This window comes from Streptomyces sp. NBC_01268 (genome assembly GCF_036240795.1).
Lineage (GTDB): Bacteria > Actinomycetota > Actinomycetes > Streptomycetales > Streptomycetaceae > Streptomyces.
Genome location: NZ_CP108454.1, coordinates 1,015,590 through 1,040,750 on the forward strand (window position 1 = coordinate 1,015,590; position 25,161 = coordinate 1,040,750).

The window sequence follows — 25,161 nt, forward strand, 5'->3', positions numbered from 1 at the left end:
TCACCCCCGGCGCCGTCGTGTCAGGGGGTCCCGGGAGGCGGGAGGGGGCCGCCGTCCCGGGGCGTCGCGGCACCCGGCCGGCCGGTCTCGGGCCCGTGCCAGTCGAGGCAGACGACGAGGACGGACTCGGGGGCGCCGGGGGACGCCTCGCGCAGCGCACGGACCACGGCTCGGGGAGCGTCCGCGCAGCTCAGGTGGCGGGCCTGGGCCAGCGCCCGGGCGACGGGACCGTCCCCCGCCTCGCCGTCCCCGGCGGAGCGGGGCTCACCCGGGTCGCAGGCGACGAACACGGAACGGTCGCCGGGCAGGAGGCGCAGGCGCTGCGTGGCGTAGACGGTGTCCTCGAACATGCCGAGGGGCAGTTGCCGGTCCAGCTCGACGCGCTCGGTGGTGGACCCGCGGATCCGCCAGAGCGTCGGCGACCCCGCGTCGACGACCTCGATGCCGCCGGTGGCCAGGTCGAAGCGCAGCAGGAGGGCGGCGAGCGCGCTCTTCCCCCGGTAGTGGCCGTACAGCGCCTGGTCGGTGAGGCTGGCCTGCCCCACCAGGTCGAGTCCGGCCCGCCGGGCGTTGCGGATCGCGTTCAGGGCGAGGGTGCTGACCAGGGCGGCCGGCGTGCCGGGGCCGGCGCCGTCGGCGACGACCAGCAGCAGCTCGTCCTCGGTCGCGCTCCAGTCCAGGAGGTGGCCTCCCGAGGTGTAGGCGGGTTCCCAGTAGGCGTGCAGGTCGAACGCCGGACCGCTGCAGCCCCGGCCCGGCAGGGTGTCCCACTGGATCTCCCCGGCGACGGTGAGGGCGCGTGTCCTGCGGGTGCTGCGGTACAGGTCGGTGTGGCGGTCGGCGACCCTCAGGGCGTGCCCGAGCGTCTCCGCGACGCGGCCGAGGCCGGCGACGGACTGCGCGGTCGCGCGGTCCGGGGGCAGGAGGACCACGAGCACGCCGAGCCGGTCGCCGCGGACCGTGACGGGAAGGCAAACGGTCGCCGTGGGCCCGTCATCTCGGAAAAGATATGGTTGCTGCGTGCGGAAGACGCGACCGACGGGCCCGGTGTCCACGGGCACGTGCCGCACCCGGGCTGGTGTCTGCACGGGCCGCACGGGCCGCAGGGACGTGCACCCGTAGTCGACGAGCAGCAGGTCGGCGGAGGACGCGGCGTACTGCTGCGCCAGACTGGTACGGAGGGAGTCCAGGAGGAGGTGTGGTGCCGCCCCGCGCAGTGCGCTTTCCACTGTCACGTGTCGATCCACCGAATCCGTACCGCCTTCTGGAGAGATGTGGGAATGACCGGTCCGTCGGAAAGCCGACGTCCTCGGCCCCGGACGCCCGAGGAGTGTCGGCAGGCATGAACACCAACCCGGACCCGTCCCAGCGGGAGCGGCAGCAGACGACCCAGGCCGCCCGGGAGCTCATCGAGCTCCTGGAGGTGCTGTGGGAACGCGGCCGGGACATGGTGTCGCCGACGCCGGTGTCGGCGAGTCAGCTGCGCGTGCTGTACAGCCTGGACCGCGAGGAGGGGATCAGCCTGCGCACCCTGGGCGACCTGCTCGGGTCCGCGCCGCCTTCGGTGAGCCGCATGTGCGACCGGCTGGAGGCGCTGGGCTTCGTCCAGCGGCTGCCCAGCTCGGTGAGCCGTAGGCAGCTGGAGCTGCGCCTGACCGCCCACGGCAAGGCGTACCTGCGGGACCTCCGGGCCCAGCGCGAGGAGGCCCTGCTCGCGGTCATCGGCGCCATGTCGCCGACGAGCCGCAAGGCGTTGCTGCGGGGACTCACCGGGTTCCAGGAGGCACTGGGGCAGGACGCGCCGACGGCCTCGTCACGCCCTGACACGTCGTTGAAGGACGTCAGTTCGGCCTGATCGCCGCGCACCGCCGGCTCCGGCCGGCCGCACACCCCATGTCCCCACTGCCACCCTCCGGTGATCCTTGCCGCGTTCAACCGGGCCCGAGCCAGGTGTTGCCCCAAGGATACAGTTGTCACACGGCAACTGTTGACGGGGTCCCGTGCCAGTCGAGACAGACGACGAGGGCGTCGTCGTCCAACGGGGTGCCGCCGTGGTACGCGGCGAGCTCGCGCAGCACCGCCTGCGGCACGTGCGTGGGCGGAAGCAGCCGGGTCCCGCTCAGCGCGCGGGCCAGCGCCCGCTCCCCGTAGCTCTCCCCGTCGGGGGAGACGGCGGCGTACACCCCGTCGCTGCCGAAGAGCAGGCGGTCCCCCGGGAGCACGGTGAACCGCTCCGGTACGTAGGGGGAGTCCTCGAACATGCCGAGGGGCAGCTGGGCCTCGAAGGAGACGCGCTCGACGGAGTGGCCCCGCAGCCGCCACAGACGAGGCGAGCCCGCGTCCACGGCTTCGACCTCGCCCGTGACGAGGTCGAAGGACAGGAGGAGCACCGACACGAAGGCGCTGCCCCGGTACTGCGCGTACACGGCCTGGTCGGCCAGGGCGGCCTGGTCCGCGAGGCCCAGACCGGCCCGGCGGGCGTTGCGGAGCGCGTTGATCGCCAGGTTCGTCAGCAGGGCGGCCTCGATCCCCTCCCCCATGCCGTTGGTGACCGTCAGGGTCAGCCGCCCGTCCGAGACGGACCAGTCGTAGTTGTCCCCGAAGATCGCGTAGGCCGGTTCCAGATGGGCGCCGAGGGCGAACTCGGGACGGGCGCACGAGCGGCCGGGGAGCAGCTGCCACTGCATCTCGGCCGCGAGGGTCAGCCGGGTCGCCCGCCGCGCCAGGACGTACAGGTCCGTGTCCCGCTCGGCCACCAGGATCTCGTGCCCGAGCGCCTCGCAGACCTGGCCGAGTCCGGGCAGCAGGGCCCCGACGTCGGCCCCCGCGGGGAATCCGGCGGTGAGGACGCCCAGGCGGTCTCCCCGTACGGTGACGGGAAGGTGGGCCCGGACCGAGTCGGCCTCGCGGGTGACGTACGGCTCCTGGGCGCCGAAGGCACGCCCCTGGGGGCTGTCGTGGATCGGGACCGACGGCACCGCACCGGGTGTGCGCTCGACGAGCTGGAGCGTTCGCAGTGCGTAGTCGGCCAGCCGGAGTTCCACCCCCAGGGCGCCGCAGTGCTCCCGCAGGGCGTCCTCGACGACGCTCACCAGCCGGTGCGGAGCTGCCCTGCGGAGCGCCTGCTCCACGTCGGCGATCTCGTGCACGTTCTCCCGCTTCCTTCCTCCCGGGGCGCGGTCCCGTGCCCCGGGGCCGCACCTCCCTGCGTCCGTCTCGTGGTCTATCTCGTGCCGGCCGCGGCCAGTGCCGCGGCCAGGTCGGGGTGCGGCGGGATCGTGGTCGTCACTCCGGTGATCTCCAGGATGCGTCGCACCGCCGACGTCGGCGCGGCGAGGTACACGTCTCCCCCGAGCGCGCGTGCCTTGTGGACCGCTCTGATGAGGACGTTCAGACCGGAGGAGTCCATGAAGCCCAGTGCGGACAGATCGAGGACGAGGTGGGCCCGCCCCTGCCGGAGCTGTTCGCTCAGGTCGTCCTGGAGCAGGGGAGCGGTCTCCATGTCCAGCTCACCTGCCAGGGCCAGCACCGCCGTGCCGGCGTCACGGATCGTGACGCCGACGTCGAGGTTCGGTTCGCGCTCGGACATGTTCCCTGCTTTCCACGGTGGGGACGGGCGGTGGGACGGGCGATCGGCGATCAGTTCACCTGGACACCGATCAGACACGTGTCGTCGTCGGTGTCCGACTTGCTGCGCGACAGCAGCAGGTCGAGACGTCCTTCGAGGCCGTCGGTCGGCAGGCGGGCGGTGGCCAGCAGTTGGGCGACGGAGTCGTGGACGGAGGTGTCCCGCCGTTCGACGAGACCGTCGGTGTACATCAGCACGGTGTCGTCGGGTTCGAGCCGGAGCTCCGCCTCCTCGTACTCGGCTTCGGCGAGAGCCCCCAGGAGCATGCCCCGGAGCAGCGGCAGGTCGGCCGCCTCGCTCCCCCGGACGAGCACCGGCGGGAGGTGCCCCGCACGGGCCCAGCGCAGGGTCCGTGTCCCGGGGTCGTAGATGCCGCAGACGGCGGTGCCCGTGACCTGGGCCGTGAGGTGGTGGGCGACGCTGTTCAGCCAGGACAGCAGCTGTCCCGGCCCCGCGCCGGTGACGGCGAGGCCGCGCAGGGCGTTGCGCAGCACGACCATCCCGGTGGCGGCCTCCACTCCGTGGCCGGCGACGTCACCGACGCACAGGAGCACCTTCTTGGACGGCAGCACGACGGCGTCGTACCAGTCGCCGCCGACCATGGACTCGGACTCGGCCGGGCGGTAGCGCACGGCGACGTCGAGTCCCGGGGCGTCGAGCGGTGGTTTGGCCGGGGGCATGATGGCGTGCTGGAGCTGGAGGGTGAGCCGGTTGCGTTCCACCGCCTCCTCCTCCGTGGCGACGAGACGGTCGCGGGTGGCCATGAGGGCGACCTCGGTCCAGTGCTGCGCGGAGATGTCCTGGTAGGCGCCCCGGACCGCCTGGAGCCGGTCGTCGGTGCCCAGCGCGGGTTCGGCGATCACCCGGATGTGGCGGGTGACCCCGTCCCTGCGCAGCAGCCGGAAGGCCGTGGAGCCCGCCCGCCGCTGGTGCAGGACGGAGTGGAGGAAGCGCCGGATGGCGTCGGCTTCGTCGGGATGGGCATGGGACGCCAGGTCACGCAGGGAGACGGGCGGTTCCCCCTCCTCCCGGCCGAAGAGGTCGAAGAGCTGGCCGTTCCAGGTGATCTCGCCGGTGAGCACGTCCTCCTCGAAGGCGCCGACCCGGCCGAGACGCTGGGCGTGCTGCAGCAGGCTGGCGAGGCGGGCCGACTCGTCCTCGATGCGCCAGATGAGGAAGACGCTGGCCCCGTGGCGGCTGATGCTGATGTCGGCGAGCGAGGAGAGCGGCACCTGGTCCACGAGCGCGGTCAGCCGTGTCCGCCGGGAGCGGAAGGGCTCTCCCGTGGCGTAGACCCGCTCGATCCGCTCGAAGAGTTCGGTCCCGCCCGCCGTCGCGGGATACGCCTCCAGGAGCAGCGCCCCGTCGACGGCGCTCCGGGGCCGGCCTGCCGGGTCCTGGAAGTGCGCGTTGGCGTGCCGGATCCGGAAGTCGGCCAGCCTCCCCGCCTCGTCCAGGTGGGGGGTCAGGACGAGTGCGGGGTCGTGGAGCCCGTCGGCGAGCTCGGCCAGTTCCAGCGGTCCGTCCCCGCCCGGGACGCCGGAGCCCGTGGACACGGCCTGCGCCGGAAGGGCTTCCAGGGTGTGGGCGCAGAGCTCGGCGAGGGCCTCGATCTGGCGCTCCACGGCCTGGGGCTGCGGGTCCAGGGGGCCGTCCCAGCAGATCTCCAGCACGCCGTGGATGCGGCCGCCGGTCCCGGCGGGGACGACGACCCGGCCGCCGTCGGGGTGGCGCGCGCGTCCGATCGAGGGGATGCCGGCGGCTGCCAAGGAGGGGTACCGGACCGTGCGGCGGGCGGTCAGCGCCTGTCGGGCCGCGGTGGTCACGCCCGGCGGTACGTGGTGCCAGCGGGCCGCCTCGTCGGCGCCGAATCCCGCGTGGCCCCGCAGGCTCAGCGAGGCGTCGGGGCCGGTGGTCCAGATCGCGACGGCGACGGCGCCGAGGGGTTCGAGGGCGTGCGCCAGCAGCGACTCGGCGACGGACTGGGTGTCGCCGGCGCCGAGCGCCGCGCTCTCGGCCGTACGCAGGCGCACGCCGACCGAGGCGTCGGGGCCGGTGACCGGACCGGGGGCGCCGGGCCCGCCGACGGTCGTCCGGAGGAAGTCGCCGGTGACCTCGGTGACCCGGTCGCGGGCCGCCTGGTTGATGATGTCCGCGGCCAGCTCCAGCGGGGAGAGCCCGGCCTGCCCGGCCAGCTCGGCGAGTTGCCGGGCCGCCTGGGCGGGCCCGCACCCCAGGCGCTCGACGAGCACTCCCTTGGCCAGCTCGACCAGGGCACGCCCCTCGGCCGCCGCGTGCGCGGCCCGTACCTCGCCGCGCAGCCGCTCCACCGTGGCCGTCAGCCGGCCGACCGTGCCGCGGTCCGACCCCGGTCGGTCGCCGTCGGGGGTGGCGTGTGCGGGGCCGGCCACCACGGCCGCCTCCGGCTCCGCGGCACCGTCCCCGTGGGGGCCGGAGGACGGGTCTCCGCCACGCAGGTGGGGGCCACTCACGTCGACGACTCCTCGGGTTGGGCGGCGTGGGGGCCGCCGGACGGACGGGACGGGGCGCGCCGGGAGGGCGCGGTGCCCGCCGCCGGGGTGCGGTACGGGCCGGTGCGGACGCCCACGCGGCTATCCGTCGTTCAGCCAGCGGCCGACGCAGGCGATGAGTTCGTCGGCGTCGACGGGCTTGGTCACGTAGTCACTGGCGCCTGCGGCGAGGCTCTTCTCCCGGTCCCCCGGCATGGCCTTGGCGGTGACGGCGACGACGGGCAGACCCGCGAACTGCGGCATCTCCCTGATCCGCGCGGTCGCGGTGTAGCCGTCCATCTCCGGCATCATCACGTCCATCAGGACCAGGTCGACCGCCGCGTGCGCGAGCAGTGCCTCGATCCCCTTCCGGCCGTTCTCGGCGTGCAGGACGGTGATGCCGTGCAGTTCCAGGATGCCGCTGAGGGCGTAGAGGTTGCGGGCGTCGTCGTCGACCACCAGGACGGTACGGCCGCGCAGCGTGGTGTCGATGGTCTGCGGTTCGGGGGCTCGGTGTTCTCCCCGGACGAGGGGCACGACATCGCCGGGCTGCTCGGCGGAGAGGTGCAGGGCGATCCGCTCGCGCAGTTCGTCCAGGCTGGAAAGGAGCTCCAGCGGCCTCCGGCGGGCCAGCTCCTGCAGGGCGCGCTCCTGTTCCGCGGCCATGCGGCGGTTGTTGTGGGCGAGGACGGGGACGGAGTGCAGGGCCTCGTCGCCGTCCATGGCGTCCAGGAAGCGCAGGGCGTCGCCGTCCGCCATGTCGACGTCGAGCACGACGCAGTGGAACGGCTGGGTGGCCAGCGCGGTGGCGGCCTCCTGGGGGCCGACGACCGCGATCAGTTCGACGTCCTCCCGGTCGGCGCGGCCGGCGTCGGCGGCGAGTTCCGTGACGGCGTTCTCGGCGACCAGCGCGAGGAGCCCGCGCGGGCGCTCCTCGATCACGAGGAGGCGCCGTGTCGGCCGGGTCGACGGTGCGGCGGGACGCGTGCGGAGGGCGCGGGCGTCGCCCGGGGCCGGCGCCTCGACCGGAGGGAGGCCACGGCCGTCCGCCGTCGGGGCGGCGGGGGCGGGGTGCTCCGTGAAGTCGGTGCGGGTGACGGGCAGGTAGAGGGTGAAGGTGCTGCCCTCGCCCGGCACGCTGGCGACCGTGAGGGCGCCACCGAGCAGATAGGCGATCTCACGGCTGATGGACAGGCCCAGGCCCGTGCCGCCGTACTTCCGGTTGGTCGTCCCGTCGGCCTGCTGGAAGGCGCCGAAGATCGCCTCCAGGTTCTCGCGGGCGATGCCGATGCCGGTGTCGGTGACGCGGAAGGCGACGACCGGGCCGCCCCGGTGGACGGTCGCCGGGAGGTCGTCCTCCGGCACCGGTTCGATGCGGAGCTCGACGGCGCCCTGCTCGGTGAACTTGACGGCGTTGGACAGCAGGTTCCGCAGCACCTGCCGGAGCCGCGAGTCGTCGGTGACCAGGTCGACGGGGATGCCCGCGGCGGTCGAGACGGTGAAGGCGAGGCTCTTCTGCGACGTGAGGGGGCGGAAGGTGGCCTCGACGTAGTCGAGGAGCCGGCGCAGCGCCACGCGCTCCGGGTTGAGGTCCATCTTCCCGGCCTCCACCTTGGACAGGTCGAGGATGTCGTTGATCAGCTGCAGCAGGTCGGACCCGGCCGAGTGGATGATGCCGGCGTACTCCACCTGCTTGGCCGTGAGGTTGCGGGTCGGGTTCTGGGCCAGCAGCTGCGCCAGGATCAGGAGGCTGTTGAGCGGGGTGCGCAGTTCGTGGCTCATGTTGGCCAGGAACTCGGACTTGTACTTCGAGGCCAGCGCGAGCTGCTGGGCGCGGTCCTCGATCTCCTGGCGGGCCTGCTCGATCTGGAGGTTCTTGGCCTCGATGTCGCGGTTCTGCGTCGCGAGGAGGGCCGCCTTCTCCTCCAGTTCGGCGTTGGACCGCTGGAGTTCCTCCTGCTGCACCTGGAGCTCTTCGGTGCGGGAGCGCAGTTCGCCGGCCAGCCGCTGGGACTCGTCCAGGAGTTCGTCCGTACGGGCGTTGGCGACGATGGTGCTGAGGTTGACGCCGACCGTCTCCATGAGCTGCTCCAGGAAGTCCCGGTGCACGGAGGTGAACGGGCTGAAGGACATCAGCTCGATGACGCCGAGGACCTGGTCCTCGACGACGACCGGCAGCACCACCAGGCTGCCCCGGGAGGTGCTGCCGAGCCCCGAGGAGATGGTGACGTAGTCGTCGGGGACGTTCTCGGCGGCGATGGTGCGGCGGCTGCGGGCGGCCTGCCCGACGAGTGACTCACCCAGCCGGAAACGGTCCTTGCCGCGGTCGCCGGCGGGTCGGCCGTAGGAGCCGACGAGCCCCAGCTCGACGCAGTCCGCCCCCTCCTCCGCCAGGTAGAAGGCGCCGTACTGGGCGGCCACGAGCGGGGTCAGCTCGTCCATGACGAGTTCGGCGACGACGGCCAGGTCACGGTGGCCCTGCATCAGCGCGGAGATCCGTGCCAGGCTGGACTTCAGCCAGTCCTGTTCCTGATTGGCCCGGGTGGTCTCGCGCAGCGAGCCGACCATCGCGTTGATGTTGTCCTTGAGCTCGGCTACCTCGCCCGAGGCCTCGACGGTGATCGAGCGGGTCAGGTCGCCCTCGGCGACGGCGCTCGCGACCTCGGCGATGGCGCGGACCTGGCGGGTCAGGTTCCCGGCGAGTTCGTTGACGTTCTCGGTCAGGCGCTTCCAGGTGCCGGAGACGCCCTCCACCTCCGCCTGTCCCCCGAGCCGGCCCTCGCTGCCGACCTCCCGGGCCACGCGGGTCACCTCGGCCGCGAACGAGGACAGCTGGTCGACCATCGTGTTGATGGTCGTCTTCAGCGCCAGGATCTCGCCGCGCGCGTCCACGGCGATCTTCTTCGACAGATCACCGTTGGCCACCGCGGTGGCGACGTGGGCGATCGCCCTCACCTGTGCGGTGAGGTTCCCCGCCATGGAGTTCACGGAGTCCGTCAGGTCCCGCCAGGTGCCGGAGGCGCCCTTCACGTCGGCCTGACCGCCGAGGATGCCCTCCGTGCCCACGTCACGGGCCATGCGCGTGACCTCGTCGGCGAAGGAGGAGAGCTGGTCGACCATCGTGTTGATGGTGTTCTTGAGCTCGAGGATCTCGCCGCGGGCGTCCACGTCGATCTTCTGGGACAGGTCTCCCCGGGCGACGGCGGTGGCCACCTGGGCGATGTCGCGGACCTGGCTGGTGAGGTTGCCGGCCATGGCGTTCACCGAGTCGGTCAGGTCGGCCCAGGAGCCGGAGACGCCCGGCACCACGGCCTGTCCGCCCAGTGTTCCTTCCGTGCCGACCTCACGGGCCACCCGCGTCACCTCGGACGTGAACAGGGAGAGCTGGTCGACCATGCCGTTGAAGACCCTGGAGATCTCGCCCGTCAGACCGCCCGCGTCGTCGGGCAGGCGGGTGCCGAAGTCACCGTCCCGCACCGCCGTGAGACCGGCCAGGAACTGCCGGAGCTGGGGCTCCGCCACCGCGCCCGGCTCCTGCCGCCCCTCGGTCGAGGTGCCCTTGATCGTGGTCTCAGACATGCCCCATCCTCGTTCGCCATCAGGCATCCGCTCGCGGGCCGTCCGTTCACGATCCCGTGCGGCTTCACCCGCGTTCCCTTCACGGCCCCGGCCTCGACCGTTGCCGTACGGCAATGATGACGACCCTACCCCCACGTGATCGACAGGAGGAGGGCAGTGCCGCGTCAGGCGGCCGGAACCCGCCGTCGGACCGCTTCCGGGCACTCTTCCCCGCATGCGCCGCCGGAACCCGGGTACACGACGCGTCGAGCCGGGCGGCCGACGCCCTGCCGACGAGGGGAGCAGCACGTGCTGATGGCCCATCCCGTGGTCCTGCGCGATCTCATCGACCGGTACGAGGCACTCCGGGTGCTCCAGGCGGAGAACGGCGGCGACGAGGTGCGCCGGCGCATGGACGACCTGGCGTACACCCTGTGCGTCTCCACCGGTACGCGGGACATCGGAGCGGCGCTGGTCGCGGCCCGCTGCCGACTGCCCGGTGCGCGCCCCGAGGACGGCTCGGCGCTGACCGCCTGAGCGCCCTGAGCACCTGAGCGCCCTGAGCGCCTGAGCACGTGGACGAGCCCGGCACCCTCCTTCCGGAGGGTGCCGGGCTCTCCCGTACCGTGCGAGCCGGCGCCGGGGGCGGGCCGCCTACCAGCGGTACCAGCGGCCCGTGCGCCCCTTCGGCCGGGCCACGAAGCCCAGGAGCCACAGGACGAGCACGATCACGGCGATCCACCAGAGCGCCTTGACCGCGAAACCGAAACCGAAGAGCAGCAGGACGAGAAGGAGAACCAGCAGCAGGGGAACCATGTGGAGCGACCTCCTGGAATGACGGGTGCTCAGGGACGAGGGGACGCGGCGCCTGCGTGTGGGCGGCGCCGCCGCGCTAGAACGGGCCGCCGACGCGGTAGTACGCCACGAGGTCCTCGCGGTACTGCCGGTCGGCGAGGTGCTCGTCGGAGAGGAACTGCGGCGCCTCCTTGACCTGTTCCTTCCTCAGGCCGAGGTGGACGGTGTGCTCGTCGAGGTCGACGCGGGTCACGGCGCTCGCCGGGATCAGCACCTCCCTGCCGAAGATCCAGACCCCCGTGTCCACGACCAGATACGCGTCGTCGACCTCGTCGGAGTGCCGGTCCACCTTTCCGATGGAGCCGTCGGCCGCCTCGACCCGCCATCCGGTGAGGTCGGTGCCCGCCAGATGGCCGGAATCGGTGTCGTAGGCCCACCCGTGGTCGGTCATCGCTGTCACTCTCCTCATGCGTGTGCGTCGTGTGCGTCGTGCGTTGCGTCCGTGCATGCGTCGCGTCCGTGCATGCGTCGCGTCCGTGGCATGCGTCGCGTGCGTCGTTGCGGATCGTGGGGGAGCTCCCCGCGTCTCCGCCCCGTGGGCGACACCGCTCAGAGCAGGTCGCGCCGGTCGTCCTCGGTGACCGTGGGTGCCACCGGCGGCACGACCATGCGGCGACGGCGAAGGACGCTGGTGTAGACGGCGGTTCCGATGACGCCGACCGCCATCAGGATGAGCCCGACCAGGTCGAGGTCGACTCCTTCGAGCTCCCAGTCGGTGGCGAAGGTGAGGATGGCCCCGACGGCGATCAGGATGATGAACAGTCCCAGACCCATGATTGCTCCCTCCCAGAGGGGGTTGGACGTCGTCCGCGTACCCGGGTTTCCGTGGTTCACGCGGACCGCCACCGGCGGCCCCCGGCCCCCGAGACCGGGTTCCCGCGTCCACGCCGGGATGTTCACGGCCCGACGGGGCACGCGTCAGCCGTGGGACAGCGCGCCGCAGGACGGCGCTCCCCGACCCAGGGCCGGTACCAGAAGGCCGAAGGACACCCCCAGGGAGGACCGATGCAGGTCCGTGCGAGGCCCGTCCGTCCGGATCTCCGGCCGACGGTGCACGACGTCGCCGGCCGATACCGGCTCGACGGAATGGTGGGGCGCGGTGGCGCCGCCGACGTCTACGAGGCGCTGGACCTGCGCCTGCGGCGGGCCGTGGCCGTGAAGCTCTTCCGGTCCTCGCCCGTCTGCCGGCCGGAGGCGCAGTGCGAGCGGGAGGGGCGGCTGCTGGCCCGGATGCGGCACCCCGGACTGGTGAGGCTCTACGATTCCGGCCTCGACCTGGGCCGCCCGTTCCTGGTGATGCAGCTGGTGAGGGGGACGACCCTGCGCCGCCGCATCGAGCGCGCCGCCCTCACCCCCGCCGAGACCTGCCGCCTCGGGGCGTCCCTGGCCTCCGCCCTCGCCCATGTGCACGCCCGCGGTGTCGTCCACCGCGACGTCAAGCCGTCGAACATACTCCTGGACGGCGCAGGCGCTCCGCACCTCGTCGACTTCGGCATATCCCGCCCCTTCGACACCGCCGGCGGGCCCGCTCCCGCCGATCCCGGCGGACTCGTGGGCACCGCGTCCTACATGGCTCCCGAGCAGGCCCTGGGCCGGCCCACTGGCCCCTCGGCCGACGTGTACGGACTGGGTCTCGTGCTCGTCGAGGCCCTGAAGGGCGAAGCGGAGTACGGAGGAACGCCGTTGGAGGCCGCGCTCGCCCATCTGGATCGCTCACCGGTGCTTCCGCCGGGCCTTCCGGCTGAGCTCACCGGGCTGCTCACGGCGATGACCGCCCGGGCGCCCGGGGCCCGGCCCACGGCCCGCGCCTGCGCCCGGGCCCTTGCCGGCCTGCGGATCCCGGCCCGCCACGCGAGCACCGCACGCGCCCACGGCACGGCCCGCCGAGCCGCCCGGCCCGGTGGGCGTTCCGGCCTCCCCCGGCGGGCGCGCGTCGTGGCCGCGGGCCTGGCCGCGCTCGGGCTCACGGTGACCGGCTCCCTGGACAGCGTCCCGGAAGGAGACGGTACGGCGGCGCATCAGCCGGCGGGCCACGCCGGCCCCGACCACGGGCCGGGCCGGGGAGCCTGACCCGGCCGACGGCCCCGGCCCTCCTCGCCCCGGGCACGGACGTGTCGCACCCGCACGCCCGAAGCCCCTCGGGCGGCCCGTCCGGCGGGCGACCCGACGGCGCGGGTGGAGGGCGGCTGCCGGCACGTCACATGGAGCTCGGAGCGGTCCAGTTCGGGTCGCGGCCGCTCAGTCCCACCGTACGGTCCAGCAGCGGTGCCCGTTCCGGTACGGGCACGACGGGGCCGAAGATTCCGCCGCCGTCGTCCCCCTCCTCGGCCGAGGCCAGCAGGAACGCGTGCGAGGCGTGCAGCGCGGCCGGGTCGGGGGCGTAGTCCTGGCCGGTGGCCCGGGCCAGATCCCAGCCGTGGATCACGAGTTCGTCGGCGGCCACCATCCCCGCGACCTCGCCGGGCAGGTCCACGCCGCCCGCGCGCGTGAGTCCCGTCCACGCGTCCGGATCCCGCCACGCCTCGGCCAGCTCCGACAGCACCAGGGGCAGTTCCGTGCGCCAGTCGGCCGGCAGGATCGGCCGGGTGCTGCCGGGCGGGACGGCCGTGCTGGGGCCCAGGTCCTTGCGGGCGGCGTCACGGAAGGCCACGGACAGGCCCGCCAGGTGCGCCAGCAGGTCGGTCACCGCGTACTCCGGGCAGGGCGTCCGGTGGGCGAGCCGCGCCTCCGGGACTCCCGCCGCGAGACGCGCCACGATCAGCGCCTGGGGTCCGAGGTCGAGATCGGTCGAGGGTGTCATCTACGGCTCCTCCGGAGAGACGGGTCTGATAGGTGGACCGGCCGCGCGCGCCGAACTCATCGCGGGGCGGCGAGGGAATCGTCGGCGGTCGGCGCTCCGCCCCACCCGACCCGCCCGTGTCACCCCTCCGGGCGGGCGAACGATCATCGTTTCATCACCTTGCCCGGCGGATTCCCCGCTTTCCCGGCGGATTCCCCGCCGAAGCGCGAGGCATACCGCGCGTCCACCGGAGCAGACGCAAAAGGGTCAACGCCGCACCCGAGCGGCCCAAGTCGCGCACCACGCGTGATCGACCGCGTACGGCCGGGAACCCCTGACCCGGTGCCCGGGGACCACTCGCCGCGCCCGCCCGCTCCGCAGGAAGGGAACCCCGTCATGACCCCAGTGCCCCCGACCGTCGCGCTCGGACCCCACAGCGACCTCGCCCAGGTCTTCGAACTCGCGCAGCAGCTCAGGGTCGACTCGGTGCGCGCCAGCACGTCGGCGGGCTCCGGCCATCCCACCTCCAGCCTGTCCGCGGCGGATCTGATGGCGGTGCTGATGACCCGGCACCTCCGCTACGACTGGGCGGCCCCGGACAACCCGGCCGGTGATCACCTGATCTTCTCCAAGGGGCACGCGTCGCCCTTGCTGTACGCGATGTTCAAGGCGGCCGGCGCGATCGGCGACGACGAGCTGATGACCACCTACCGGCGCTTCGGTCACCGCCTCCAGGGGCACCCGACCCCCGTCCTGCCCTGGGTGGACCTGGCCACCGGCTCCCTCGGCCAGGGCATCGCGTACGGGGTCGGGATCGCGCTCGCGGGCCGTGACCTGGAGCGGCAGCCCTACCGGGTGTGGGTGCTGTGCGGCGACAGCGAGACGGCCGAGGGGTCCGTGTGGGAAGCGCTCGACAAGGCCGGGCACCACCGGCTCGCCAACTTCGTCGCCCTCATCGACGTCAACCGCCTGGGCCAGAGCGGTCCCACCGAGCTGGAGTGGGACACCGACACGTACGCCCGGCGCGTCGAGGCGTTCGGCTGCCGGGCGCTCGTGGTCGACGGCCACGACCTGGCGGAGGTGGACCGGGCCCTGACGGTGGCCACGGACGGAACGGCGCCCACCGTGGTCATCGCCCGGACGGTCAAGGGCCGGGGCGTGTCGGAGGTCGCCGACAAGAACGGCTGGCACGGCAAGCCGTTGCCGAAGGACATGGCCGAGCGGGCCGTCGCCGAGCTGGGCGGCGTCCGCCACCTGGCCGTACGCGGCCCGATGCCGCCGGTGGCCCGGCCCACCGGCGCGGACGGCGGCGCCGGCACGGCCGGGACGGCGCCGGTGGAGCTGCCGCGCTACGAGGTCGGGGACGAGGTCGCGACCCGGGTCGCGTTCGGCGCGGCCCTCGCCGCGCTCGGCGCCCGCCCCGAGGTGGTCGCGCTCGACGCCGAGGTCGGCAACTCCACGCACACCGAGGACTTCGGGAAGGCCCATCCGGAACGGTTCTTCCAGACGTACATCGCCGAACAGCAGATGATCGCCGACGCCGTCGGCATGGCCGTACGCGGCTTCCGCCCGTACGCCACGACCTTCGCCGCGTTCCTCACCCGCGCGCACGACTTCATCCGCATGGCCGCCGTCTCGCAGATCACCATGTCCCTGTGCGGGACGCACAGCGGCGTCGAGATCGGCGCCGACGGGCCCTCGCAGATGGGCGTCGAGGACCTCGCCATGATGCGCGCCGTCCTCGGCTCCACGGTGCTCTACCCCAGTGACGCCACCTCCGCCGCGGCGCTCACCGCCACCATGGCCGACCTCGACGGCATCTCGTACCTGCGCACCACGCGCGGCGCGTACCCCGTCCTGTACGCGTCCGGCGAGGCCTTCCCGGTGGGCGGTTCCAAGACCCTGCGGCAGGGCGAGGAGGACCGGGTCACCCTCGTGGGCGCGGGCGTGACGCTCCACGAATGTCTCGCCGCCGCCGACGAACTGGCCGCCGACGGCGTCCGGGCCCGAGTCGTCGACCTCTACTCCGTCAAGCCGGTCGACACCGACACCCTCGTGCGGGCCGCCCGCGAGACCGGTGCCCTCGTCGTCGTCGAGGACCACCACCCCGAGGGCGGCATCGGCGAGGCCGTGCTCTCCGCCCTCGCCCCGGGCGGCCACCAGCCGGCCTTCGCCCACCTCGCGGTCACCCGTCTGCCGGGCTCCGGCACCACGGCCGAGCTCCTCGACGAGGCCGGCATCTCCCGCGGCCACATCGCCCGCGCCGCCCGCGGCCTGCTCGACCGCTAGGGCCTGTCGTGTGTGCCGGCCGGACCGGTGGGGCCCTGCTCGGGGTGCAGGTGTCCGCCGGTGGTGACGACGATCAGGGTGTCCTCGGGCGACCAGCGGCGCGTCCCGGTCTTCGGCGGGTTGAGGAGCGGGCTCCGGGAGCCGCCGGGGCGGTAGCCGAGCGCGGTGGCACCCCGGCGGCCGGCGGCCTCCACGAGCGTGGCGAAGGGTGCCTCGGTGCCGGCGGGGACGTAGTCGGTGGCGGGGCGGAGCCGGACCGCGTTGCCCGTCGGGGAGAAGAGCTCGTCGAAGGCGGCCGCGAGTTCGGTGGTCTGCGAGACCTGGGCCATGAGCAGGCCGACGAGCCGTCCGCCGACCACGAGGTCCGTGTGCGGGCCGCCCGGGGCGAGGGGATGGTGGTGGGCGTCGGTCAGTTCGGCGACGGTGGGGGTACGGCGCCCCGACGCGCGCTCGGCGGCGCGGAGTCGGAGGAGGGTGACGAGGGTGTGCTCGTCGGGGTCGGGGTGCCCGTCGGGCCCGGCGAGGACGAGGACGTGGTGGGCGGGGCCGAGGGCCGGGAGGTCTTCCTCGCGGGTCGCCTCCCAGCCGTTGCGGGCGAGGCCGTCGACGATCTGCGGGCCGCGCCGGTTCCAGCCCAGGACGAGGACGCGGCGGGGGTCGGCGGCGCCGTGAGTGTCGGCGGGGGTGACGAGCCTTCCCGTCTTGGCGGGCTTGGCCGCCTTGGCGGCTCCTACGGCCTTCGCCGGCTTGCCGCCCCTGACGGCCTTCGCCGATCTGGCCGGCTTGGCGGCTCCTGCGGCTTTCGCCGCCTCGGCCGGCCTCGCGGCGGGGAGGGGCGGGGGTGGCGGTGCCGGGGTCGTGGTCCAGGTCGGCGGGGCCTCGTCCTCGGCCAGGACGACGACGGCGTCTCCGGGGGCGAGGACCGTTCGCGGCGGCGGGTTGAGGAGCGGCGAGCCGTCCGGGCGTACGAGGCCCACCACGCACGCGTCCGCGCAGGCCGCCCGCAGCTCGGCGAAGGTCCGGCCGCCGAGCCCGGGGACGCGGTGGACGTGCAGCTCGGCACCGGCGAAGTCGAGCAGGTCCTCCAGGACGAGCGACAGTCCGGGTTCGAGGACGCACTGGACGAGGATCCGGGCCGCGATGCCGTCGACGTCGAGGACGACCGCGCCGGGCCCGGCGGCGAGCCGGGCGGTGGCGACGTGCCGGGTCTGCCGCACCGCCGCCACGACCCGTACCGGGCGCGCGTCGCCGACCACGGCCCGCAGCGCGAGCAGTGTCTTGACGACCTGGGTGTCGGCCTCGGGGGTGTCCGGCGGCAGCACCACGACCGCGCCCGCGGCGGCCGGGCTGACGCGGGCGAGGGCCGCCGGGTCGGCGGGGCGGCCCCGGCGGCAGAGCAGCCGGACGCGGCGGCCACCGGCGGCGGTGACCACCGCCCGTAACTCCCGCTCCATGTCCAGCTTGTCGCGGTCGGCGAGGACCACGACCGCGCCGCGCCGCCGCTGCGCGTGCGCGGCGAGCAGCTCGGCGACGAGCGTCGGCGTCTGCTCGGACCAGCCGAGGACCAGCGAGTGGCCGCGTTCCACGACCGTCGACTGGCCGCGGTGGAGCTCGGTCAGCCGGTCCGTGATCGCCGTGGTGACGAGGCCGACGAGCGTGGAGACGTAGAGCAGGGAGACCAGGGCCAGGAGGACGGAGAGGACGATCCGCAGCGGCGGGCCGACCTCGCCGCCGAGACGGAGGGTCTGACCGACGGTCCGCCAGACCGTCTCCATCTTGCCCTGGACCGTGTCGGGCGAACGGCTGTCGGTCCAGACGAGGAGGGCGCTCGCCGGTGCCACCACGGCCAGGCAGACCAGCGCCAGCCAGCCCGCGACCGTGGTCATGCCCTTCACCACGGTCCGGTCGATCCAGTACCGCGTCCGGTCCCGCAACGGTGGCGCGGGCCGATACCGGGTCGGGCCGAGGGCAGGCGGGGGCGGGCCGGCCGCCGGGCGGCTCGTCCGCTGGGGCGGGACCGTGTACTCGCGCTCCTTACGCACGTCAGCAGGGTGACGGCGGCGCCGGGCCGAAACGCCGTCGACGGGCGCCGTTCATCCTTTCGGGCAGGCGGCCGGGAGTCATGCGTTCGACCCGCGCGCGCCGCCGCGCTCCCCTGCGCGCCCGGCGTCGGGCGGGGTGACGTCCCGCCACCGCCGCCCGGCCGCCCCGCCGGAGGGCGGGGCGGCCGGAGGGCGGGGACGCCGGCGCGTGGACGGCGGCGGGGCCGCCGGGGGCGTCACCGGCGGACCGCCACCGCCGCCTGGTGGCCCGAAGGCACGGCCACGTCGGCCAGGAGCCATCCGGACGGGGCCGTCGGGGCGGGGCCCGAGCCGACGTACTCGGACGAGGGGTCGGCGCCGAGCCCGACCCCGGTCCCCTTCAGGTACGCCTCCTTCCGCGTCCACACCCGGGCGAAGGCGGCCGGGCGCAGGTCCTCGGCGAGCGCCGCCAGTTCGGCGGACTCGGCCGGGTGGAGGACCTCGGCGAGCTCGGCGACGAGGTGCGGGGCCGGGATCCGCTCGATGTCCACGCCCACCGGGGTGGTCGCGACGGCGATCAGGCTCATCCCCTCGCAGTGGGAGAGCGAGAAGTGCAGCCGCCCGTCCGGGAGCACCGGCCGCCCGTGCGGCTCGCCGCAGCAGGGGCAGGGCGCCCGCTCCACCGTGACGCCGCGCGGTGCCACACCGAGGTGGGCGCCGAGCAGCCGGCGCAGGCCGACGTGCGCGCACAGGTACGTGGCGCGGTCGCCCGGCCGCCGGAACTCCCCGGCCCGCGCCAGCTCCTCCGCGTCGAGGACGAGCGAGGCGTAGCGGGCGGCGCTGTCCTCGTGCGTCTCGGTGGCGACCAGCCAGAGCTGCGGGCGGCCGGCCCGGGGCCCGGGCGGCAGCACCGGCGCCGAGGGCAGCGGCGGGAGCGGGGAGGGACGGAGGAGGACGGGACCGGGCCGGAGGTACGGCTCGGCGGGAGGGACGGACGGGTCGAGCGACGGGACCGACAGGGCGCCGGCGGGGGCGGACAGGGCGGGAACGGGGACCGACAGGGCGCCGGCCGGGGCGGACAGCGCGGGAACGGGGACCGACGGGCCGGGCTGGGGGACGGCGAGGTCGTCGGGACCGGGGGCGTACGGGGTGGGCCTGGGTACGTGCAAGGTGGGCTCGGGTACGTGCGGGGCCGGCTCGGGTACGAGCGGGGCGGGCTCAGGTTTCACGGTGGGCGGAGGTGCGGGAGTCTGCAGGGTCATGTCTGCCTCACACGGACGTGGCGGTGGTCTCCGGTGCGGTACGGATGCGGTCCTCGGTGCGTCGCGCGGCGGCCTTCCCCGTGGTGTCGGCCCGCAGCGCGAAGGCGGCGGCGATCGGGGAGACCAGGGCGAGGCCGGCGCACAGCAGCCAGGTGCCGGTCACCCCGAGGTGCAGCGAGACCGGGGTCAGGACGGCGAGCGAGAGCGGGGCCGCGCCGATCCCCGACAGGGTGAAGGTCGACATCGCGGCCCCCATCCGGCCTTCGGGCACCGCCTGCTGATAGGCCGTGACCAGCGCCGGGCCGTTGAGGCCCGAGAGCAGGCCGACGGCGGCGGCCGCCCCGGCGAGCAGCCCCGGCGACGGGACGAGGGCCATCGCCCCCATGCCGAGGGCCAGGCCGGTGCCCGTCACCACCAGCTTGAGGTGGGTCGGGATGCGGTGGGCGAGCGCGGCGCCGAGCGCGGCCGAGGCGAGCGCTCCCGCGCTGAAGGCGGCGAGGACGAACGCGACCGTGCCCACGCCCCAGCCCTGGTCGGCGGCGCGCAGCGGCAGCGCGACCTCCGCCGGCCACAGGAAGGCCAGGTCCATCGCGAAGCACGCCACGAACATCCAGCGCAGGCGGGGGTGCGCGGCGAGGAGGCGGAAGCCGTCGCCCGAGCGGCGCAGCAGCGACGGGCCGCCCTTCCCGGCGGCCTCGGGCCGCTTCATGCCGTGCGTGACGTGCGCGGAGCAGCCGAGCCAGACGGCACAGCCGACGGCGGCGGCCGTCATCGCGACCGGCAGTCCGCCGACCACCACGAGCCAGGCGCCGAGCGGGGAGCCCGCGATGGGGGCGAGGCGCAGCACCATGGAGAAGAGGGAGTTGGCGCGGCCCAGGTGCTCCTGGGGTGCCAGGTGGGGCAGCAGGACGCCGGAGGCCGGGCCGCTGAGGCCGAGCAGGACCCCGTCGACGAGGGCGATGACGACCAGCGGCCACAGGGTGTGGGTGGTGGCGGTGACGACGGTGCCCGCGACCAGGACGAGGACGCGGACGCCGGTGGCGCGCAGCAGGAGGGCGCGCGGGCCGAGCACGTCGGTCAGGGCGCCGCCGAAGAGGAGCAGCAGGGCGCGGGGCAGGGTGGCTGCGAGGGTCACCGCGGTGACCGCGCCTCGGCCGCCGAGCTGGACGGCGGTCCAGCTCATGGCGATGAGGAGGGCGAAACTGCCCGCTTGGACGGCGGCCTGGCCGACGACGAGGCTGCTGATGCGGCGCCAGTCGACGGTGGGGGCGGGTGGATCGGCGAGGGGCGTGGCCATCGGGTCGGCTTTCTGTGGGCGGGGAGGCTGCCGGCTGGTGCGGGGCGGGGCGGGTGGCGGGGCCACGGGGTCGGGTGGGAGCCCTCAGGTGCGGGGGCGGAGTCGTATGCGAGTGGTCGGGGGTGCGCCATGGAGGGTGGCGGCCACCGCGAGCGCCACGGCTCGGTCGGTGGCCCTGCGCAGGACGCGCGGGGCGAGGCCCCGGGGGGTGCGCAGTTCGACGTGGCCGCCGAGGTAGCCGCGGCCGGCCTCGCTGAGGGCGCGCTGCGCCGTGCGGCGGGCGGTGCCGTCGACGCCGTACGGCAGCGGGGCGGGGGCGCCGACGGTGACGCCGGGGATCTCCCGCACCGAGAAGCGGGCGTGCACGGTGCGGGAGGCTCCCCGCCGGGGCGGCCTCAACACGGGACCGCTCCCTGGGCCGGGTCCCAGAGGTCGTCCGGGGCCAGGGCCGCGGGCGCGTACTTGCCGAGGGCGCTGATGAGCAGCCGCAGTTCGAGGGCGAGGGCCTCGACGAGGCGCTCCAGGCCGTGCTCGGGGTCCTCGTCGACGGCGACGAGCGCGGCGCGGCCGAGGCCGACGGCCGTCGCCCCCAGGGCGAGGGCGCGGACGGCCCGGCCGCCCTCCCAGACTCCGCCGGTGGCGAGGAGGCAGCCCTCGGGGCGGCCGATCCGGCGCAGGCACTCGGCGAGGGGCAGTCCGACCTGGTCCAGGAAGACTCCGGGTGCCCAGCCGGTGCCGCCCTCGGCGCCGTCGACGGTGACGGCGTCCGCTCCGGCGGCCCAGGCGGTGCGGGCGGCCCGCTCGATGTCGCGGCCGGGGTGGAACTTCACCCAGGTACGGGCCTTGGGGAAGTTGTTGCGCATGAAGCGGAGCTGCTGGCGGAGGATCTCCTCGGTGAACGTGCCGGGGGTCGCGCAACGGAGCCGCTGCGGCGCGTCCTCGCCGAAGACCTCGCGGACCGTGAAGCGGCGGGCGAGCTGCTCGGCCTCGGCGCGGCCGACGACGGTCATGCCGCCGAGGCCGGGCTTGGCGCCCTGACCGGTCTTCAGCTCGAAGGCCAGTCGGCCGGTCTCCAGGAGCGGGCGGAAGGCGGGGTCGCTGTAGAGGAGGTTCCACACCTCGGAGTCGGCGTCCTCCGTGGACTGCTGGACGACGATGCCGCCGGCCCCGTCGGGCGCGGCTTCCAGGTAGGCCTCGACCCGGGCGCGCAGGGCGGAGCGGGTCGCGTCGCCGGCCTTGCGGTAGCCGTGGACGGGGACCATGTTCTCGCCGATGACCATGGGGATGCCGAGGCGGGCGGCCTGGCGGCTCGCGTGGACGGCGAGGTCCCCGCTGCCGGCCCGGGTGGAACCGAACGCGGAGAGGTAGAGCGGCAGTCGGGCGGTGAAGCCGCCGACGCGGGCGGTGAGGTCGACGTCGCCGAACTCGGGCTCGCGGGCGAGGTCGATGAGCTTCTCCAGGCGCTCCGGCATGAAGACGGGCGGGACGATCCGCGTACGGTCCAGGGCGTCCCCGCCGTGGGCGGTGGCGGACGGGCCGAAGAGGTGGGCGCCGTAGCCGGCGGGGTCCGGGAAGACGGCGGCGGATCCGGTCCTGGCCCGCGCCCGCACCTGCTCCTCGGGAAAGCCGGGGGCGGAGAGCCCGGACGGGACGGAGGAGTCGGAGGGGGCGGTCGGGGCGGAAGCAGCGGACACGCTGGACGGGACCGGGGTCGGGGTCGGGACCCGGGTCGGGGCCGTGACCGGGGTCGGGGCCGTGACCGGAACGGACGCCGTGCGCGGTACGTACGAAGTGAGCGGGACGGACGACGTCGGGTCGTCGGTCTTCGGCTCCACGACGGGAGCGGCGGGGATCATGATGGTCACGGGGTCACCACCCCGGGCAGCTTCGGGTAGGCGCTGACCTGCCAGAGGGCGTCGAAGCCGGTGAGGAAGCGGACGAGGCGCTGGAGGCCCATGCCGAAGCCGGCGCTGGACGGGATGCCCTCGCGGGCCTCCTTCAGGTACCAGGCGTACTTGGCGGGGTTCTCGCCGCTCTCCCGCATCCGGGTGACGAGGGTGGCGTAGTCGGCCTCGCGCTCGCTGCCGGAGACCAGCTCGCCGTAGCCGTGCGGGGCGATCAGGTCGAAGTTGCGGAGCACGCCGGGGCGTTCGGGGTCCTCGCGGTCGTAGAAGCCGCGCGAGCCCTTGGGGTAGTCGTCGACGAAGAAGGGCCGGTCGCTCTCCAGGGACAGGATGCGCTCGCCGGCCCAGTCGATCTCGCCGTCGGGGTTCTGCGGGTGGCCGAGGGACAGCAGCCGGTTCACGGCCTCCTCGTGGGTGCGCACGTCGTACTTCCCGGCGCGGATGTCCCCGAAGTCGGCCTCCATGCGGCCGAGTCCGGTGAGGACCTCGGGGATGGTCGTCCAGACGTGCTCGGTGACGTGGGTGAGGAGCCCGGCGGCGATCTCCTGGGCCTCCTCGCGGCCCGCGTCGGCGATCTCGACGTCGATCTGGTGGAACTCGACCAGGTGCCGGCCGGTGGTGGCGGTCTCCTCCGGCTCCACGCGCACGTTGGGGGCGATGTAGAAGAGCCGGGGGAAGCCGCGCAGGGACGCCTGCTTATAGAGGATGGCGCTGGTCATCAGCTTGTACGGGTGCCCGTAGTAGTCGACGTCCAGGGCCTTGGCGCCACGGCCGCCCGGGTCGGTGACGGGCCCGACGAGCGGCGGGAGCAACTCGGTGAAGCCCTGGCCGCGCAGGTAGTCGCGGGCGCCCTGAAGGGCCTCCTGCTGGACGGTCATCGCGGCCCGCAGCTCGGGCGAGCGCAGGTGCTCGCCGAGCGGGGGCGGGCCGGCCGGGGCGGCGGAGAAGGGTGCGGACTGGTCCATGGCGGGGCTCCTGATCTCGTACGGGAGGGCGGGCGGGTCGGACGGAGAGGGGGCGGTCGGACGACCGGGGCGGTTCGGGCAGGTCGAGCGGGTCGGGCGAGTCGAGCGGGTCGGGCAGGTCGAGCGGGTCGAGCGGCCAGGCAGGTCGGGCAGGTTCGGCGGTCGGGCCGGGTCAGACGGTCAGCGGTGTCGCTGCCGCCCGGCCGTCGCGGCCGTCGCGGCCGTCCCCGCGCCCGGCGGGGTCGTCCCGCCGGTCGCCGGGGTCCCGGTCGTACCGGTCCGCCACGTACCGCAAGGCGCCGAGCAGTCCCGCCGAGGTGAACGGGCTCGTGTCCGCGCCGCTGTCGGGTCGTAGGGGCATGGCCCCGGTGCGGGCCCAGCGGAGGCGGCCCGCGGGGTCGATGAAGCCGAGGGTGCGGCCGGCGTTGTCGGGGTGGAGGCAGAAGGGCACGTCCAGCAGGCCTCGGGCGAAGGCGGCGGGGAGGGCGCGGGCGAGGTCGGGGTGGAGGCCGAGGACGGTCTCCACGAGGGTCCGGGCCTCCTGGTAGACCTCGCTGTCCTCGGGGGCCGTGTCCGGGGCGGGGGCGCCCGCGAGCGCGGCCGCGGCGGCCGCGGTCTCCAGGGCGCGGACGTTCTCGTCGACGGTGGGGATGCGGTGCGCCTCGGCGGCGGTCTTGACGATGAGGCGTCCGGCTCCGGCGCGGACGGCGAGGCGCGCGGAGGCTTCCAGGAGCCGGAGGGCTCCGCTCTCGGTGCGGGGGTAGACGCCCATGTACGTGTAGAGGACGACGTGGTGCTCGACGCCGGCGGGGAGGAACTCGGCGGCGAGCCGGTGCAGGGCCCGCAGCGCCTCCTCGTCCTGGGTGGCGTCGGTCTGCTGGGCGTAGCTGAGGGAGACGCTGCGCAGCCCGTGCTGGGCGAAGAAGAGGCACTCCAGGACGCTCATGGCGACGAGCAGGCCGGGCGGGCAGAGCTGGCCGAGGAGGCAGCCGCCGAAGCTCTCCAGGTGCGGGGTGACCGTACTGCGTTCGGCGAGGAGTTCGCAGCCGCGGACCCAGGCGTCGACGGACTCCCGCAGCGGGGTGCGGCCGTAGGGCAGGCAGTACGAGACGGGGCCGCCTTCGGTGGCGTCCAGGCCCGCGTCGGTGAGGGCGCGGATGATGGCCTCGGGGCGGGCGGATCCGTGCCGGACCTGGACGGGGAAGTCGGGTCCGCGGAGTCCGGCGAGGACGGCGCGGGTGGTGTCCGGGGAGTGGGCGGCGATGGGGTAGCCGTTGAGGCGGGCTCCGTCGGCGACGGCGGCTCGGGCGGCGGCGAGGGCGCCGACGCGGGTGTAGCTGTCGACGGTGAGGGTGCCGGCGGTGTGGGCGGTGGCCGCGCGGGTGCGGGCGAGGCCGGTCCGCATGAGGTCCGGATCGCCGACTCCCATGCGGGGCTGGACGACGAGCCGGCCGGCCGCGGAGGCGGCGGCGACGAAGGCCCCGAAACCGGCCCCGGACGCGGTGGTGGTGGCGGGGGCGGTCACGCCAGGACCTCCGTGCGGGCGCGGGCGGCGAGGAAGGCGCGCAGGGCGTCGACGTCGTCGCCGAGGACGGCGTCGCAGCCGGCGTCCAGGAGGCGCTGGAGCTCTTCGTCCTGGCGGCGTCCGACGACGCCCAGCTTGCCGCCGAGCACCACGGGCAGTGCGGCGAGGGCGGGTTCGGCGCGGAGCGCGCGGACGGCGTCCAGGCCGTCGCGGTAGCCGTGCCCGTTGACGCTGCTGAGCACGACCGCGTCGGGGGTGTGGCGCAGGCAGGCTTCGGCGAGCAGTCCGGCGTCGACGCAGGGGCCGAGGCCGACGACCTCGTGGCCGTGTTCCTCCAGGAAGAGCCGGAGGTACACGAGATTCCATGTATGGGAATCCGATGCGGTTCCGCTCAGGAGAATCTTCATGTCTGAAGAGTAATTTCCCGAAGGGACCGGAAGGGGAAGTCCGAGCGGCAGCAACGACCGGCACTTTCGATTCCCATAACGACCACGGAAACCGCGCGGAAAGGACATGGAAAAGGCGCCGCGCCCTGCTGTGGATGCAGGGCGCGGCGCCTTCGGGGCGT

The 25,161-nt window shown here is 74.5% G+C and carries 21 protein-coding genes; 4 read left to right on the top strand and 17 right to left on the bottom strand.

Going from position 1 to position 25,161, the window contains the following annotated elements; genetic code table 11:
* Nucleotides 1–20: 20 nt before the first annotated feature.
* Nucleotides 21–1,235, bottom strand: coding sequence for a PP2C family protein-serine/threonine phosphatase (locus OG309_RS04300; RefSeq protein WP_329418372.1), 1,215 nt, complete (start codon nt 1,233–1,235; stop codon nt 21–23).
* 107 nt (nt 1,236–1,342) lie between these two features.
* On the opposite strand from OG309_RS04300, the gene OG309_RS04305 reads away from it, so the two are divergent.
* Nucleotides 1,343–1,855 (top strand): MarR family winged helix-turn-helix transcriptional regulator, encoded by a 513-nt coding sequence (locus OG309_RS04305; RefSeq protein WP_329418373.1) that lies wholly within the window; start codon nt 1,343–1,345, stop codon nt 1,853–1,855.
* A gap of 118 nt (nt 1,856–1,973) precedes the next feature.
* Here the strand turns inward: OG309_RS04305 and OG309_RS04310 are convergent, their stop codons facing one another.
* The 4 genes from OG309_RS04310 to OG309_RS04325 form a co-directional block, all read right to left on the bottom strand.
* Nucleotides 1,974–3,149, bottom strand: coding sequence for a PP2C family protein-serine/threonine phosphatase (locus OG309_RS04310; protein ID WP_329418374.1), 1,176 nt, complete (start codon nt 3,147–3,149; stop codon nt 1,974–1,976).
* 74 nt (nt 3,150–3,223) lie between these two features.
* Nucleotides 3,224–3,589, bottom strand: coding sequence for an STAS domain-containing protein (locus tag OG309_RS04315; RefSeq protein WP_329418375.1), 366 nt, complete (start codon nt 3,587–3,589; stop codon nt 3,224–3,226).
* Nucleotides 3,590–3,639: 50 nt separating this feature from the next.
* Complete coding sequence (locus OG309_RS04320; RefSeq protein WP_443067536.1) at nt 3,640–6,120, bottom strand: SpoIIE family protein phosphatase; 2,481 nt, start codon at nt 6,118–6,120, stop codon at nt 3,640–3,642.
* A 120-nt stretch (nt 6,121–6,240) separates the two neighbouring features.
* Nucleotides 6,241–9,717 carry a HAMP domain-containing protein gene (locus OG309_RS04325; RefSeq protein ID WP_329418376.1) on the bottom strand — a complete coding sequence of 1,159 codons (3,477 nt, stop codon included), beginning with the start codon at nt 9,715–9,717 and terminating at the stop codon, nt 6,241–6,243.
* A 288-nt stretch (nt 9,718–10,005) separates the two neighbouring features.
* Between OG309_RS04325 and OG309_RS04330 the strand changes: the two genes are divergently transcribed.
* Complete coding sequence (locus OG309_RS04330; protein WP_329418377.1) at nt 10,006–10,233, top strand: DUF5133 domain-containing protein; 228 nt, start codon at nt 10,006–10,008, stop codon at nt 10,231–10,233.
* Nucleotides 10,234–10,350: 117 nt separating this feature from the next.
* On the opposite strand, the gene OG309_RS04335 is transcribed toward OG309_RS04330, so the two are convergent.
* The 3 genes from OG309_RS04335 to OG309_RS04345 form a co-directional block, all read right to left on the bottom strand.
* Entirely contained in the window at nt 10,351–10,512 is a 162-nt protein-coding gene (locus tag OG309_RS04335; RefSeq protein ID WP_329418378.1) for a DUF5670 family protein, read from the bottom strand.
* A gap of 76 nt (nt 10,513–10,588) precedes the next feature.
* A complete protein-coding gene (locus tag OG309_RS04340; RefSeq protein WP_329418379.1) occupies nt 10,589–10,942 on the bottom strand; it encodes a PRC-barrel domain containing protein in 354 nt (117 codons plus the stop codon).
* Between the two features lie 158 nt (nt 10,943–11,100).
* Nucleotides 11,101–11,325, bottom strand: coding sequence for a DUF6458 family protein (locus OG309_RS04345; protein ID WP_329418380.1), 225 nt, complete (start codon nt 11,323–11,325; stop codon nt 11,101–11,103).
* A 231-nt stretch (nt 11,326–11,556) separates the two neighbouring features.
* Here OG309_RS04345 and OG309_RS04350 point away from each other — a divergent pair, with 231 nt between their 5' ends.
* The gene (locus OG309_RS04350; protein ID WP_329418381.1) at nt 11,557–12,621 is read left to right on the top strand and encodes a serine/threonine-protein kinase; all 1,065 of its coding nucleotides are present in this window, start codon (nt 11,557–11,559) and stop codon (nt 12,619–12,621) included.
* A 127-nt stretch (nt 12,622–12,748) separates the two neighbouring features.
* Here the strand turns inward: OG309_RS04350 and OG309_RS04355 are convergent, their stop codons facing one another.
* A complete protein-coding gene (locus OG309_RS04355) occupies nt 12,749–13,351 on the bottom strand; it encodes a TIGR03086 family metal-binding protein (protein WP_329418382.1) in 603 nt (200 codons plus the stop codon).
* Between the two features lie 375 nt (nt 13,352–13,726).
* Here OG309_RS04355 and OG309_RS04360 point away from each other — a divergent pair, with 375 nt between their 5' ends.
* The gene (locus OG309_RS04360; protein ID WP_329418383.1) at nt 13,727–15,619 is read left to right on the top strand and encodes a transketolase; all 1,893 of its coding nucleotides are present in this window, start codon (nt 13,727–13,729) and stop codon (nt 15,617–15,619) included.
* Here the strand turns inward: OG309_RS04360 and OG309_RS04365 are convergent.
* From OG309_RS04365 to OG309_RS04400, 8 genes are all read right to left on the bottom strand, one after another.
* Complete coding sequence (locus OG309_RS04365) at nt 15,616–17,661, bottom strand: CASTOR/POLLUX-related putative ion channel (RefSeq protein ID WP_329418384.1); 2,046 nt, start codon at nt 17,659–17,661, stop codon at nt 15,616–15,618. The genes OG309_RS04360 and OG309_RS04365 overlap by 4 nt on opposite strands.
* Before the next feature lie 236 nt (nt 17,662–17,897).
* Nucleotides 17,898–18,659, bottom strand: a complete 762-nt coding sequence (locus OG309_RS04370) for a 4'-phosphopantetheinyl transferase family protein (RefSeq protein ID WP_329428123.1) — start codon at nt 18,657–18,659, stop codon at nt 17,898–17,900.
* Nucleotides 18,660–18,909: 250 nt separating this feature from the next.
* Nucleotides 18,910–20,199, bottom strand: coding sequence for an MFS transporter (locus tag OG309_RS04375; protein WP_329418385.1), 1,290 nt, complete (start codon nt 20,197–20,199; stop codon nt 18,910–18,912).
* Between the two features lie 84 nt (nt 20,200–20,283).
* Nucleotides 20,284–20,601, bottom strand: a complete 318-nt coding sequence (locus OG309_RS04380) for a hypothetical protein (RefSeq protein WP_329418386.1) — start codon at nt 20,599–20,601, stop codon at nt 20,284–20,286.
* Nucleotides 20,595–22,064: a glutamate synthase-related protein gene (locus OG309_RS04385; RefSeq protein ID WP_329418387.1), complete on the bottom strand. Its 1,470-nt coding sequence runs from the start codon at nt 22,062–22,064 to the stop codon at nt 20,595–20,597. The genes OG309_RS04380 and OG309_RS04385 overlap by 7 nt, the downstream gene beginning before the upstream one ends.
* Nucleotides 22,061–23,068 (bottom strand): asparagine synthetase A, encoded by a 1,008-nt coding sequence (locus OG309_RS04390; protein WP_329418388.1) that lies wholly within the window; start codon nt 23,066–23,068, stop codon nt 22,061–22,063. Before OG309_RS04390 ends, OG309_RS04385 begins: the two co-directional genes overlap by 4 nt.
* 172 nt (nt 23,069–23,240) lie before the next feature.
* The gene (locus OG309_RS04395; protein ID WP_329418389.1) at nt 23,241–24,593 is read right to left on the bottom strand and encodes a methylaspartate mutase; all 1,353 of its coding nucleotides are present in this window, start codon (nt 24,591–24,593) and stop codon (nt 23,241–23,243) included.
* The gene (locus OG309_RS04400; RefSeq protein WP_329418390.1) at nt 24,590–25,000 is read right to left on the bottom strand and encodes a cobalamin B12-binding domain-containing protein; all 411 of its coding nucleotides are present in this window, start codon (nt 24,998–25,000) and stop codon (nt 24,590–24,592) included. The genes OG309_RS04395 and OG309_RS04400 overlap by 4 nt, the downstream gene beginning before the upstream one ends.
* Nucleotides 25,001–25,161: the final 161 nt, after the last annotated feature.

Excerpts from the sequence above, each read along its gene's own strand:
- OG309_RS04305 (WP_329418373.1), top strand. The coding sequence starts at position 1,343 with ATGAACACCAACCCGGACCCGTCCCAGCGGGAGCGGCAGCAGACGACC.
- OG309_RS04315 (WP_329418375.1), bottom strand. The coding sequence starts at position 3,589 with ATGTCCGAGCGCGAACCGAACCTCGACGTCGGCGTCACGATCCGTGAC.
- OG309_RS04325 (WP_329418376.1), bottom strand. The coding sequence starts at position 9,717 with ATGTCTGAGACCACGATCAAGGGCACCTCGACCGAGGGGCGGCAGGAG.
- OG309_RS04335 (WP_329418378.1), bottom strand. The coding sequence starts at position 10,512 with ATGGTTCCCCTGCTGCTGGTTCTCCTTCTCGTCCTGCTGCTCTTCGGT.
- OG309_RS04340 (WP_329418379.1), bottom strand. The coding sequence starts at position 10,942 with ATGACCGACCACGGGTGGGCCTACGACACCGATTCCGGCCATCTGGCG.
- OG309_RS04345 (WP_329418380.1), bottom strand. The coding sequence starts at position 11,325 with ATGGGTCTGGGACTGTTCATCATCCTGATCGCCGTCGGGGCCATCCTC.
- OG309_RS04350 (WP_329418381.1), top strand. The coding sequence starts at position 11,557 with ATGCAGGTCCGTGCGAGGCCCGTCCGTCCGGATCTCCGGCCGACGGTG.
- OG309_RS04355 (WP_329418382.1), bottom strand. The coding sequence starts at position 13,351 with ATGACACCCTCGACCGATCTCGACCTCGGACCCCAGGCGCTGATCGTG.
- OG309_RS04360 (WP_329418383.1), top strand. The coding sequence starts at position 13,727 with ATGACCCCAGTGCCCCCGACCGTCGCGCTCGGACCCCACAGCGACCTC.
- OG309_RS04375 (WP_329418385.1), bottom strand. The coding sequence starts at position 20,199 with ATGGCCACGCCCCTCGCCGATCCACCCGCCCCCACCGTCGACTGGCGC.
- OG309_RS04390 (WP_329418388.1), bottom strand. The coding sequence starts at position 23,068 with ATGGACCAGTCCGCACCCTTCTCCGCCGCCCCGGCCGGCCCGCCCCCG.
- OG309_RS04400 (WP_329418390.1), bottom strand. The coding sequence starts at position 25,000 with ATGAAGATTCTCCTGAGCGGAACCGCATCGGATTCCCATACATGGAAT.